This is a genomic window from Kushneria phosphatilytica (genome assembly GCF_008247605.1).
Taxonomy (GTDB): domain Bacteria; phylum Pseudomonadota; class Gammaproteobacteria; order Pseudomonadales; family Halomonadaceae; genus Kushneria; species Kushneria phosphatilytica.
Map to the genome: position 1 here is coordinate 504,563 of NZ_CP043420.1, position 12,280 is coordinate 516,842.

Below are 12,280 nucleotides of genomic sequence, written 5' to 3' on the forward strand. Positions count from 1 at the left end.
CTCAATTCTGGTGGGTTGCCTCGGGCATGGCAACCGCCGCATGAAACCGCTTCAGCGCACCGTCGCCTGGGTCAGCAGTCGTCGCGCGCCCAGATAATGGCGAGTCCAGTAGTCATTGTGCAGTGAACTGATGCGAATCGTTTCACCGGTGCGCGGCGCTTGGATGAAGCGGCCCTCACCCAGATAGACACCCACATGATCAGCGGCACGGCGAGTATGGATGGCAAAGAACACCAGATCGCCGCGCTCGAGCTCATGACGACCGACCAGTGGTGCATCCTTCAGGTGATACATGGTATTGGCGGTGCGCGGCAGTCGGATTTCCAGCAGATCGCGATAGGCGTAATAGACCAGACCGCTGCAGTCGAAGCCATCTCCCGGCGAGCTGCCTCCCCACAGATAGGGTTTGCCCAGCTGCTCTCGCAGCGTACCCACAGCCAGCTTGAGTGCGTGCGATACGTTGTTATCCACGTTTTTCGGGAAGGAGGGATAATTCTTGTAGGTGGGCGGTGTCGCGCTGGCCGTGGCATGACCACCCGCGCGCGCGCCACCATGGCGCTCGCGCATCCGACGGGCACGCAACTCACTGGCGGTGCCATGCTCCGGCTGGATCAGATGACTGGGTTTGGGCGCTGCGGCACGATTGAAATCGTCACCGGGGCTGGCCTGCGCGGAAAAGGCGCACAGCATCAGCGCAACCATGGCGGAGAGCACGGTAAACAGAGTCGACATGAGCGAGTAAGCCTCGATGACCTCGGGGCATGACAGTTTGAATCGCTGGGCAATGAGCGAGCGATTGGCCTCATGGTGACGAATTTGTCAGCGCCCTGCTGTGCGGTTTCGTGCCTGACGCTACTGTAGAGAGTTCAGTAGCGTGCCCATGCCCTCGGGGGCTCTGGCCTCAAGGCGTGCACTGGTCATTACCCGCAGTTCCGGGGCCCAGTGCACATGAAACCCGGCTGCCATCAGCGCCTGAATCAGCCGGACGTCCTCATGCGCGCTGAGGGGGGCAAAGCCCCCGACGGCGCGATAGGCATCGGCGCTGACCCCCATGTTGGCGCCGTGAATGTGCCGGTTTGCGGTGACCAGCCGGCGTTCGGCGAGATAGCGCTGACGCAGCGCCCGCGGCATGTCGTCCCAGCCATCCAGTCGCACGCTGCCACAGATCACATCACCTGGACTGGCAAGCTGTACCGAGAGCCAATCGGCACTGACACGACTATCGGCATCGGTAAAGGCCAGCCACCGCGCCCCTGCTTCGAGCAATTGCAGCGCGCCGGCATGGCGCGCCCGCCCGACATTGCCATCATTCATTTCGAGGGTCATGACCCCTTCATGAGCGGCGACCACTCGAGCCGAGGCGTCGCTGCAGGCGTCGAGCACGACCATGATGCGTACTGCTTCGCCCAGCAGGGCCGGATGCATGGCCGCTCTGATCAGGGCAAGCAGGCAGTCATCCAGCAGCGCCTGCTCGTTGTGAGCCGGTACCACGATACCGATCATGCCAGCCCCTCGCGCCGGGCAGGGGAGCGTTTATCGCGTGACCAAAGGCTCATGATCAGATCCGGCTCCCGGTGTTCTGCCAGTCGGGTCAGGCCAAGCCTGTCATCGAGCAGGGCATGCACGCCATCACCATCGAGCGCGCCTCCAGCGATGGGATGGCGCCAGTGACAGGCCAGCAATTCGCCATCGGCGGTCAGGGATTTTCGCATGCAGCCGATCAGTTCGATCAGCGCCGGATAGTCAAGGTAGTAACCCAGCTCGCTGAAGACGATCAGATCGAACTGTGCCGCTGGCCACTCCTGTGGTAGCGCCTGTTGCTCCAGCGTGACATTGGGCAGATCGCGCAGGCGCTGATGGGCTGCTGCCAGAGCAGCCTCGCTGGCATCGCTGCACAGCAGTCGATCACAGCGTTCGGCCAGTGCGCGGGTCAGTACGCCGATCGAACAGCCGGGTTCGAAGGCATGGGTGTAGCGGGGGCGAGTCAGCATCGCCAGCGTTAACTGACGCTTGCGCTGCTCGTACCAGTAGCGTTCGTAGCCCCAGGGATCGTCCTGTTCGGCGTGCAGATGTTCGAAGGTCTCGATATGAAATGTCATTGCAGGATGACCTCGACAGGACGCAGCAGGCGTTCGAGCGTATGCCTGCTCAGCACCGGCCCATGGCCGGTCGTCTCATCGGCATCGAGCTGACTGGCATGACAGGTGATGGCCAGATGCTTGAGACGCTGCTGATAATCGGTCAGGGGGAGTTGCCCGGCGCGCTGCCAGGGCACCCGATGATCATCGGGATGCGCCCAGTGCCAGGTCCAGATGGGGAGTTCGAGCATGCGACAGCCGACAGCTTCGACAGCGCGAGCACAGGCGCGGCCGGTAGCCTCATGATCGGGGTGACCGTCGCCGCGCCAGGTGGTCAGTAGAACATCGTCAGGACTCAGTTGTGTCAGCAACTGTTTGACCAGAGTGTCTTCATGCTCGGCAACCATGGTGTCGGGCAGGTCCAGACGAGTGACCGGGACACTCGACAACCCCAGCGCAGCCAGTGCCCTGGCACTCTCTTCCGGCCGTTCGTGGGCGAGTCGTTGTGGCGGCCACCGTGTCGAGCCGGGATGACTGCCGGTACCGTCGGTAACCGCTATCAGCGTTTGCGGCCGGTCCAGCAGAGCCAGCTGCATCATCAGCCCGGCGCAGCCCAGTACTTCATCATCCGGATGGGGGGCAACGATCACGGCGCGTTGGCCAGGGGGAATCAGCCTGTCAGCGTGGAGTTCCGGTAACGCCGCGAGTCCGGGCCACTGCTGCCAGGTTTCGGCCGGCGTACCGATACCTTCAATGCGGCGATCATCACTGTATGAGTTGTTCACAAACGCCACCCACCGGGTGTTTCACCATCACCCGGATCGCTTTGTTCGGCCAGCGCCCGGCCGAGTGATTCGAGATCGCGCTCTGCATGACTCTGACGCAGGTAGACCGGCAGATCTGCCATGAAGCGGGCAAAAGCCGGATCGCGGCAGAAGGGCCCGGCCCCCAGTGCCCGACTGCAGTGACTGATCACATCTTCGGCCATGTGTTCGATGCTGGTACGAGTACGGGTGGCGACCAGTCGAGCGTTGGCGTGTGGGTGGGTATCGATCCATGTCGCCGCCTGACGCAAGATCGCAGCGCCGGCATCCAGTGCACGATCGACCGCGCCCAGATGCGCCATCAGGTGAGCATCTCCTCCCCGAGTGGCCTTGTCATGCAGAATGCGGCCCAGGCGTCGGGCCCCGCCTAACCAACAGGCAGCAATACCGGCGCCGCCCTGCCAGAAGCCGGGGCGCTCGAGATAGCCGCCAGGGGGGCCTACCAGTCTGCCCTGAGCACCGTGAAATCTCACTTCCACGCTGGCAGTCGGTGCCATGCCGATGGCCGCCCAGCCGGTATCGGTCACTTCGATGCCCGGCTGATCCATCTCTACCGCGACCAGTCGCTGATGCTCGCCCTGCCAGGCGGTAAGCAGGGCATGCGAGACACCGGTGGCGCCGGAACACCACGCCTTGGTGCCCGTCAGATAGAGGGTGTCATCGCTGTGAGCCGTTTGATCGATCGGAAGAGGCTTGCCGTCCGCTGCAGTCACCATGACCCGGGCAAAGGGCGGCTCGGCAGCCCACATGCCCCAGCGCGACTGGTGCTCCGCGAGTGACTCTGCACCATGCTCGGCGAGAATCGCCAGCGCATCGGTATGTCCTTCGTACAGCTTGACCAGCGCCAGGTCACATTCAGCGATCCCTGCCAGCACCCGCCAGCGTGCCAGCGTTTGGCCATGGCCCGGTAGCGGTAATCGATCGGCGTTGCGTGAGATCAGCCGGGACAGTCGCTCATTGAGCTCGGCCGCTGTCTCGGCAGGCTCGCTCAGCTCACTGTCCGGCCGATCCGGATCCATCCCTGATCCCTTGATCGAGTGATTCACGTGCACGTCCTGTGCCACTGATGTTGTTACCAGGATGGACCGGCTGCCGGAAGGTTTCCATTACCTCCATCAAGCCGGCACAAATCATTACGAATGTCAGGAAAGGATCGGGCTGCACTGACCATGGAAAGCAGATAGGTTGGTCAAAATAATGGACAACTTGATCAAGGTTAAACAACGGGCCCTGGACCTTGGTTGTAGACGAAAAGGACAACACAGGTTGCGAAATTCGGGACGATAGGGAGCATCTATCGTTATCGGGTTGCATCAGGAGTTATTTGGTCCAGGATGAGGCTTGCCATTGAAAATTGAACATTACGGGCGCCGAGCAATGTTCGGCGCCGGTTCCCGAGGGCATGGAGCTGTCGGGCCACACATACATCCGGAGATGATGTCATGGCACAGGTAAACGCGAGATATAACGAGCAGAAATTTGCACAGGATCAGCGCGAGGATCTTTATCCCACTCGCCTGAGTGAGTCGATGGGGGTTTCCTGGCTCAAGCGCCACGATGAGGTGGTGCGCGGTCGTCACCTTGACGGGCCGCTGAGCGAAGAACAGCTCACCGAATTCGAAAAAAACGGTTTTCTCTTCATTCCGGGCTTCCTCGATGAACAGGAAGTGGAAGAGTATCGGCGTGAACTGGATGCCCTGCTGGCGCGTGATGACTATCGCAACCGCGACTTCACCGTCACCGAGCCTTCCAGCGATGAAATCCGTTCACTGTTTGCGGTGCACTTTCTGTCGCAGAAGTTTCACAAGCTGACCGAGGATCCGAAACTGGTTGATTCGGTGCGTCAGATCCTCGGTGACGAGGTGTATGTTCATCAGAGCCGGGTCAACTACAAGCCCGGGTTCGAGGGCAAGGGGTTTGACTGGCACTCGGATTTCGAAACCTGGCACGCCGAGGATGGCATGCCGCGGATGGGGGCGATCAGCGCCTCGATCGTGCTGACGGATAACCACGAATTCAACGGTCCGCTGATGCTGGTCCCGGGGTCGCATCAGGCGTTCATCCCGTCGCTTGGTGAAACACCGGACGACAACTACAAGAGCTCGCTGAAAAAGCAGGAAGCCGGGGTGCCGAGCAAGGAAGTGCTGGCCAGGCTGATCGAGCGCAACGGCATTCAGGCCCCCAAGGGCAAGGCCGGTGGGTTGTTGCTGTTCGACTGCAACACCATGCATGGCTCGAATGCCAACATGTCGCCCGATCCGCGCAGTAACATCTTCTTTGTCTTCAATCGGCGCGATAACGCCATGCAGGAGCCTTTCGGGGCGAAGAAACAACGCCCGGATTTTCTGGCTCACACGCCGGATCAACGCTGGCGCGACCTGTAAGCCTCCGACACTGACGATCGCACAAGCAGGCGATCACGCAATGAAACGGCGTCAGCCTCGGGCTGCCGCCGTATTTCGTTGCGTGCCTGTCAGGCGCTACATTGGATGCTTTCCATTCAGGAGCATCCGTTCATGGCCTTTCCGCTCAGGTTCACCGATGGCCGCCCGGTCGGCCGCGATCTCGGCAAGATCGTCTGTATCGGGCGCAACTACGCCGCCCATGCTCGCGAGCTCGATAATGAAGTGCCGACGATGCCGCTGCTCTTCATCAAGCCGGCAACCAGCGCAGTCGAACTGGGCGAGCCGGTGCGGGTGCCGAGCGGGCAGGGGGCAGTACACTTCGAAACCGAGCTGGCATTGCTGATCGGTCAGCCGCTGCGCTGCGCCACGCCCGAACAGACGCTGGATGCGATTGTCGGCATGGGATTGGCGCTCGATCTGACCCTGCGCGACGTACAGACCGATCTCAAGCGCCAGGGGCACCCCTGGGAGCGCGCCAAGGGGTTCGATGGTGCCTGTCCGCTGTCTGATTTCGTGCCGGTGGAGGGCAGGGATGTGGCCTGGCAGCAGCTGCGTTTCTCAATGGCCATTGATGGCGAACTGCGCCAGCAGGGAGATACGTCGCTGATGCTGTTCGATGTGCCTGCCCTGCTGGCAGAAATGTCGCGAAGCTTCACGCTCGAGCCGGGTGATGTCATTCTCACCGGCACGCCGGAAGGCGTCGGAGAGTTGCCGACCAATGCCGAGCTGACACTTGAGCTCGGCGCTGCGCTGGCTGTCACCACCCGCACCGTGGCTGGCACAACGCCCTGAAGTGTCGGAAAACGCTCGGCTTAAGTCACCCTTCAGGCTCTGAAAGGCGTATACTATTGTCAACGTCGTGGTGCCTGACCATCACGCCGCGCTACCCGCGCATCGCTCGCGCCGACATTCCCTGCCGATCCGGGGGATGGACGCCGACTCGCAGTTCACCCGCAGTTTCGAATGTTTTCTTCCGCTCGCGCGGATCAGACGACCAGGTTAGCGACCGATGAGCCAGAATGAAGATCCCCAGTACCCGCCGCAACGCGATCCCGATGATCACACTCGCCGTCACTCCGGCCCGGTAGTCGATGGCCCCGGCAAGGCAGCAAGTCGCGCCATGCTGCGCGCCGTCGGCTTCACCGACGAGGATTTCCGCAAGCCTCAGATCGGCGTGGCCTCCACCTGGAGCCGGGTGACGCCCTGCAACAGCCACATCAATGTGCTGGCGGATGCGGCCAGCGATGGCGCCGATGAGGCTGGCGGCAAGGGCGTGGTGTTCAACACCATTACCATCAGTGATGGCATTGCCAACGGCACCGAGGGCATGAAGTACTCGATGATCTCGCGCGAGATCATCGCCGACTCCATCGAAGCGGTCTCCGGCTGTGAGGGCTTTGATGGCGTGGTTGCAATCGGTGGCTGCGACAAGAACATGCCCGGTTGCATGATGGGGCTGGCGCGGCTCGATCGTCCGGGTATCTTCGTTTATGGCGGTACTATCCTGCCCGGCGAGGGGCATACCGATATCGTCTCGGTGTTCGAGGCGATGGGCGCGCACTCGCAGGGGAAAATGGATCTGATCGACGTCAAGCGGATCGAGGAAACCGCTATCCCCGGACCGGGTTCGTGCGGTGGCATGTATACCGCCAACACCATGGCCTCCGCCATCGAGGCGATGGGGATGAGCCTGCCCAACTCTTCGGCGCAAAATGCCGTGTCGCAGAACAAGCAGGATGACAGCCGGGCTGCCGGGGCCGCCGTGATGAACCTGCTGAAGCAGAACATCAAGCCGTCGGACATCATGACCCGCAAGGCATTCGAGAATGCGATTACCGTGGTCATTGCGCTGGGTGGCTCGACCAATGCCGTGCTGCACCTGCTGGCAATTGCCAACACCATCGGCGTCGAGCTCTCGCTTGATGACTTTACCGAGCTTGGCAAGCGCGTGCCGGTGGTCGCTGACCTGCGGCCGAGTGGCCATTACATGATGAGCGAACTGGTGGCGATCGGTGGCATTCAGCCGCTGATGAAGAATCTGCTCGATGCCGGTCTGCTGCACGGCGACTGCCTGACCGTGACCGGCAAAACGCTGGCTGAAAACCTCGCCGACGTTGAGCCTTATCCGGATGATCAGCAGATCATTGCCCCGCTGGATCGCCCGATCAAATCCCAGAGCCACCTGCGTATTCTCTACGGCAATCTTGCACCGGAAGGCGCGGTCGCCAAGATTACCGGCAAGGAGGGGACCCGGTTTACCGGCACGGCACGGGTGTTCAATTCCGAGGAAGAGGCTCAGGCACGCATCAACGATCTGACCGTTGTGGCCGGTGACGTGGTGGTGATTCGCTACGAAGGGCCGAAAGGCGGCCCCGGCATGCGTGAAATGCTGACCCCGACTTCAGCGATCATGGGTCGCGGACTGGGCAGCGAGGTCGCGCTGATCACGGATGGTCGCTTCTCCGGTGGCAGTCATGGCTTTGTGGTTGGTCATGTGACGCCTGAGGCATTCAATGGCGGCCCGATTGCGCTGATCGAGGATGGTGACGAGATCACCATCGATGCCGAAGATGATGTCATGACCCTGCATATCAGTGATGAGGAGATGGCTCGGCGTCGCGATGCCTGGCAGCGGCCGAAACCGCGCTATACCCGTGGTGCGATGGCCAAATACGCACGCACGGTCAGCTCGGCTTCGCTCGGAGCGGTCACCGATCTGCCGGATGCACTGGGCGAATCGCTGTAAGACTCAGACAGTATGCCTGTGATGCCACGGCGCCCTTCGGGGCGCCGTTTTCGTTGAGGATGGCACAGCGAAAGTCGGGTGGTAGTTCATAAGCCCTGATGGCATGGTTGTATGTTGTCATACCTCAAATTGAACAAGTGGATCGGCGGGTGGCCGGTTCCTGATGAGACAAGCCCATGTCATCGCACCGCGCTGTCGAATGTGAGGTCCTGGTCGAGGGCCTGGAAATCCCTGAATGTCCTGTCTGGCATGCGCCCAGTCAGTCACTGTTCTTCGTCGATATTCCGGCCGGTACACTTAACCGCTGGTATCACCGCGAGCGCCGCCGGGAAATATGGACCCTGCCCGAACCACTCGGCTGCTTTGCGCTGATCGATGAGCATCGTTTTATCGTCGGCCTGTCCAGTGGACTTTACTGGTTCGATACCCGCACCGAGCAGCTTGCCTTTCTGCACGATCCCGAACCCGGCAAAACGCGTAATCGCATCAATGACGGCAAGGTCGGTGCCGATGGCCATTTCTGGTTCGGCACCATGAACTACGACGGTGAGCCCGAAGCCGGACTCTACCGCTTCTCTCCGGAAGGGGAGTGCCGGACAGTGCTTACCGGCCTGAAAACGTCCAATGGCCTGGCGTGGTCGACGAATGGTCGCCGGGTATTTCACTCCGACAGTCGGGGTCAGTACCTGCAGTGCCTTGATTGCGATGAGTACGGTCATCCGGGCGAGCCTCGCCGGTTATGTCATCTTGGCGAGGAAGACGGTCGTCCTGATGGCGCCGCCATGGACACTCTTGATCGCTACTGGAGTGCTGGTGTCTCGGCCAGCTGGCTCAACCTGCTGGATGGTGAGGGGCAGCTGCTCGAGCGTATACAACTGCCCTGGGCGAAGCCCTCGATGCCCTGCTTTGGTGGCCCCGACATGACCACCGTGTTCGTCACCCTGCTGGCCACCGAGCAGTCGCCGGGGCGGCTGATCGTCTTCGAAGGGGATACACCCGGCGCTGAAGTGCCGGCCTTCAGACCGCGCTTTACTCCACCGGACTCAATCGTCTGAAGGACCGCGCCAATTTATCGACAGGAGAGAGTGACGTGACGGAGATCAAACGTGTACTGCTGACCGGGGCAGCCGGTCAGCTGGGTATACTGGTCAGTGACTATCTGACCCGCCGACTGGAAGCGGGTGAACTCGAGACCGTAACCCTCTCGGATGTACAGCCGGTAGCCAGCGATCATCCTCAGGTGCGCTGCGTGCAGTGTGATCTGGCCGATGAGCAGGCGGTGGACGCCATGGTGCAGGGGGTGGATGCCATCATTCATCTCGGCGGCATCTCGGTGGAATCGGACTGGAAGAGTCTGACACGTGCCAATCTGGTCGGCTCGATCAACCTTTGGGAGGCCGCACAGCGCCGCGGGATCGATCGCATCATCTTCGCCAGCTCCAACCATGCTGTGGGGCGCTATCCGAGCGATGAGGTGATCGACCATACCGCACCGGTGCGACCGGACAGCCGCTATGGCGTCACTAAATCCTTCGGTGAGGACCTGGCCTGGCTCTATTCGGCACGCGGTGATGTGCGCGGTTTCTGCATTCGCATCGGCAGCTGTCTGGCCGAGCCGAAGACGGTGCGTCATCGCAGTACACTGCTGCAGCATGATGATTTCATGCAGCTGCTTGCCATCGGTCTGGCCGGCGATTACCGCTTTGAGGTGGTGTTCGGCGCCTCCGACGTGCCCCGGCCGTACTGGGATAATCGCAATGCCGAGCGGCTGGGCTATCGGCCGACATTTCATCCGCAGGATTTCGAACGTTTCGAGCTGGCCGATGACGAGACCACCTACGTGGGCGGGCCCTTTGCCGTCGGTAAAATCGACGTGCCGGAGCTCTGAAGCAGGGGAGACTTCGGTTATTGATGCGGTTGGATCGCGACTGAAGTCGCTCCTAGGGGCGCATTACTGCCACCTGGCCGCTGTAGCAGCGACTTCAGCCGCGATGAGAAGCGTCCATCCGCCCGGGCCAAGCCTGGAGGCTATACTCGCTGTAGGAGCGGCTTCAGCCGCGAAAAACTGATCGCAGCTGACGTCGCCCCTGCGGGCAGTAATTCACTGTGGCAGGTGAATCATTTCCCTGCCCGCCGAGCCCGGTTCCATGAGGAATCAGCGCTTGCCCTGCTGCTTCATCCATTCGATCAGACCGCCGGCCTGCAATACCTCGATCTGCCGTTTGGAAAGCCCATGGCGCAGCGTTACGCTGCGTTCGCCGTCATTGACGCTGACTTTTAGAGTTTCACCGGCACCCAGTGCGTCGTAAATGTTCTCAAAAGCCAGCCGATCACCGCTCTCCAGCGAATCGTAATCGTCCTGGTTGTCGAAGGTCAGTGGCAACACACCGAAATTGACCAGATTTTGCCAGTGGATGCGGGCGAAATCCTGGGCGATTGCCACTCGCAGGCCCAGATAGCGCGGAGCAATCGCGGCGTGTTCACGACTCGACCCCTGACCGTAGTTGCCACCCCCGATGATAATGTGGTCGCCGGTGTCCCGGGCCTTTTGTGGGTAGTCGTCATCGACGCCGCGGAAGCAGAAATCGGAGATGCGCGGGATATTACTGCGATAGGGCAGCGCCTCACCGCCGGCAGGCATGATCTCGTCGGTGGAGATATCATCGCCCACCTTGAGCAGCACGGGCAGGGTAAAGCTCTCTTCCAGCGGCTCGAAGCTCGGAAGCGATTCGATGTTGGGCCCTTTGATCAGATTCACCTTGCGCGCTTTCTCGACGGGCTGCGGTTCGATCAGGGTGCGGGTGTTGATGATCGGGTCCGAGGGGTTTTCGACGTGGGGATAGTCGAAATCGAGCGAGCGCGGATCGGTGATCTTGCCCATCAGCGCAGAGGCCGCGGCGGTCTCCGGACTGCACAGGAAGACGTGATCCTCGCGGGTGCCCGAGCGGCCGGGGAAGTTGCGCGGTACGGTGCGCAGGCTGTTGGTGTCGTTGGCGGGTGCCTGGCCCATGCCGATACAGCCATTGCAGCCGGCCTGGTGGAGGCGGGCGCCTGAGCTCAACAGGCTGAGGATATGCCCATCGCGGGTGAGTGATTCCAGAATCGAGCGCGAGGTCGGGTTGATCTCCAGCGATACCCGGTCATCGATGGTGCGATCCTTCACCATTTCGGCTGCAATGGCAAAGTCGCGGTAGCCCGGGTTGGCCGAGGAGCCGATATAGGCCTGCGACAGGGGCTCGCCGGCGATCTCGCGTACCGGCACCACATTGCCGGGGCTGGAAGGTTTGGCGATCAGCGGCTCGAGTTCGGAGAGGTCGATCTCATCGTGGATGTCATAGTCGCAGCCTTCGTCGGCCTTCAGCTCGCTCCAGTCCCCTTCACGCTGCTCGGCACGCAGGAAGTCTCTGACGACCTCATCGGAAGGAAAAACACTGGTGGTTGCGCCAAGCTCGGCTCCCATATTGGCAATCACGTGACGATCCATGGCGGAGAGATGTTCGAGCCCGGGACCGTAGTATTCAATGATCCGCCCGGCACCACCACTGACGCCATGACGACGCAGCATTTCCAGAATCACATCCTTGGCGCTGACCCAGTCGGGTAGCTTGCCGGTCAGCTTTACCCCCCAGACCTTTGGCATGCGGGTATAAAAGGGTTCGCCGGCCATCGCCATGGCGACATCGATGCCACCGGCGCCGATGGCGAGCATACCGATCGAGCCGGCAGCCGGCGTGTGACTGTCCGAACCGAGCAGGGTCTTGCCGGGCTTGCCGAAGCGCTGCTGATGGGTCGGGTGGCTAACGCCGTTGCCCGGGCGAGAGAACCAGACGCCCAGTCGCTCGGCCGAGGTCTGCAGAAAGAGGTGGTCGTCAGGGTTCTTGTTATCCTCCTGGATCAGGTTGTGATCGACATACTGGGCCGAAACCTCGGTTTTGACCCGATCCAGTCCCATCGCTTCCAGTTCCAGCATGACCATGGTGCCGGTGGCATCCTGGGTCAGAGTCTGATCGATCTTCAGGCCGATCTCTTCGCCAGGAGTCATTTCGCCGCCTTCGACGAGGTGAGAGCGAATCAGCTTTTGAGTCACGTTGAGCGCTGCCATGATCTCCTCCATCGAGCTTTGTGACGCTTCGGCCGGACGCTTGAAGCATTGCTGCGCCGGGCGACCGGACACGATATTTCATGAGGTTTATTCTTCAGTGTAGAAAGACGTATCGCTGTTGACCC

General features: G+C 61.2%; 11 protein-coding genes. 5 read left to right on the forward strand and 6 right to left on the reverse strand.

Annotation, left to right across the window (positions count from 1 at the left end; translation table 11 throughout):
* Positions 1–51: 51 nt before the first annotated feature.
* The 5 genes from FY550_RS17160 to FY550_RS02240 form a co-directional block, all read right to left on the reverse strand.
* Entirely contained in the window at positions 52–732 is a 681-nt protein-coding gene (locus FY550_RS17160) for a C40 family peptidase (RefSeq protein ID WP_070981314.1), read from the reverse strand.
* Positions 733–852: 120 nt separating this feature from the next.
* A complete protein-coding gene (locus FY550_RS02225) occupies positions 853–1,503 on the reverse strand; it encodes a glycosyltransferase (RefSeq protein ID WP_070981317.1) in 651 nt (216 codons plus the stop codon).
* On the reverse strand, positions 1,500–2,099 hold the full coding sequence (locus FY550_RS02230) for an SAM-dependent methyltransferase (RefSeq protein ID WP_070981319.1): 600 nt from the start codon (positions 2,097–2,099) through the stop codon (positions 1,500–1,502). The genes FY550_RS02225 and FY550_RS02230 overlap by 4 nt, the downstream gene beginning before the upstream one ends.
* Positions 2,096–2,863, reverse strand: coding sequence for a PIG-L deacetylase family protein (locus tag FY550_RS02235; RefSeq protein ID WP_070981321.1), 768 nt, complete (start codon positions 2,861–2,863; stop codon positions 2,096–2,098). The genes FY550_RS02230 and FY550_RS02235 overlap by 4 nt, the downstream gene beginning before the upstream one ends.
* Positions 2,860–3,948 carry an acyl-CoA dehydrogenase family protein gene (locus FY550_RS02240; protein ID WP_199287835.1) on the reverse strand — a complete coding sequence of 363 codons (1,089 nt, stop codon included), beginning with the start codon at positions 3,946–3,948 and terminating at the stop codon, positions 2,860–2,862. Before FY550_RS02240 ends, FY550_RS02235 begins: the two co-directional genes overlap by 4 nt.
* Before the next feature lie 396 nt (positions 3,949–4,344).
* Here FY550_RS02240 and thpD point away from each other — a divergent pair, with 396 nt between their 5' ends.
* The 5 genes from thpD to FY550_RS02265 all read left to right on the forward strand — a co-directional run bounded on the left by thpD (position 4,345) and on the right by FY550_RS02265 (position 9,941).
* Positions 4,345–5,286, forward strand: coding sequence for an ectoine hydroxylase (thpD, locus tag FY550_RS02245; protein WP_070981325.1), 942 nt, complete (start codon positions 4,345–4,347; stop codon positions 5,284–5,286).
* 132 nt (positions 5,287–5,418) lie between these two features.
* Positions 5,419–6,099 (forward strand): fumarylacetoacetate hydrolase family protein, encoded by a 681-nt coding sequence (locus FY550_RS02250; protein WP_070981864.1) that lies wholly within the window; start codon positions 5,419–5,421, stop codon positions 6,097–6,099.
* A 217-nt stretch (positions 6,100–6,316) separates the two neighbouring features.
* Entirely contained in the window at positions 6,317–8,053 is a 1,737-nt protein-coding gene (gene ilvD / locus FY550_RS02255) for a dihydroxy-acid dehydratase (RefSeq protein WP_070981327.1), read from the forward strand.
* A 176-nt stretch (positions 8,054–8,229) separates the two neighbouring features.
* Positions 8,230–9,108 carry an SMP-30/gluconolactonase/LRE family protein gene (locus FY550_RS02260; protein WP_070981329.1) on the forward strand — a complete coding sequence of 293 codons (879 nt, stop codon included), beginning with the start codon at positions 8,230–8,232 and terminating at the stop codon, positions 9,106–9,108.
* A 35-nt stretch (positions 9,109–9,143) separates the two neighbouring features.
* Positions 9,144–9,941: an NAD-dependent epimerase/dehydratase family protein gene (locus FY550_RS02265; RefSeq protein WP_070981331.1), complete on the forward strand. Its 798-nt coding sequence runs from the start codon at positions 9,144–9,146 to the stop codon at positions 9,939–9,941.
* Between the two features lie 267 nt (positions 9,942–10,208).
* Here the strand turns inward: FY550_RS02265 and FY550_RS02270 are convergent, their stop codons facing one another.
* Positions 10,209–12,227 (reverse strand): aconitate hydratase, encoded by a 2,019-nt coding sequence (locus tag FY550_RS02270; RefSeq protein ID WP_233350256.1) that lies wholly within the window; start codon positions 12,225–12,227, stop codon positions 10,209–10,211.
* Between the last annotated feature and the right edge of the window lie 53 nt (positions 12,228–12,280).

Coding starts and splice junctions, on each gene's coding strand:
- FY550_RS17160 (WP_070981314.1), bottom strand. CDS start 732: ATGTCGACTCTGTTTACCGTGCTCTCCGCCATGGTTGCGCTGATGCTG.
- FY550_RS02225 (WP_070981317.1), bottom strand. CDS start 1,503: ATGATCGGTATCGTGGTACCGGCTCACAACGAGCAGGCGCTGCTGGAT.
- FY550_RS02230 (WP_070981319.1), bottom strand. CDS start 2,099: ATGACATTTCATATCGAGACCTTCGAACATCTGCACGCCGAACAGGAC.
- thpD (WP_070981325.1), top strand. CDS start 4,345: ATGGCACAGGTAAACGCGAGATATAACGAGCAGAAATTTGCACAGGAT.
- FY550_RS02250 (WP_070981864.1), top strand. CDS start 5,419: ATGGCCTTTCCGCTCAGGTTCACCGATGGCCGCCCGGTCGGCCGCGAT.
- ilvD (WP_070981327.1), top strand. CDS start 6,317: ATGAGCCAGAATGAAGATCCCCAGTACCCGCCGCAACGCGATCCCGAT.
- FY550_RS02260 (WP_070981329.1), top strand. CDS start 8,230: ATGTCATCGCACCGCGCTGTCGAATGTGAGGTCCTGGTCGAGGGCCTG.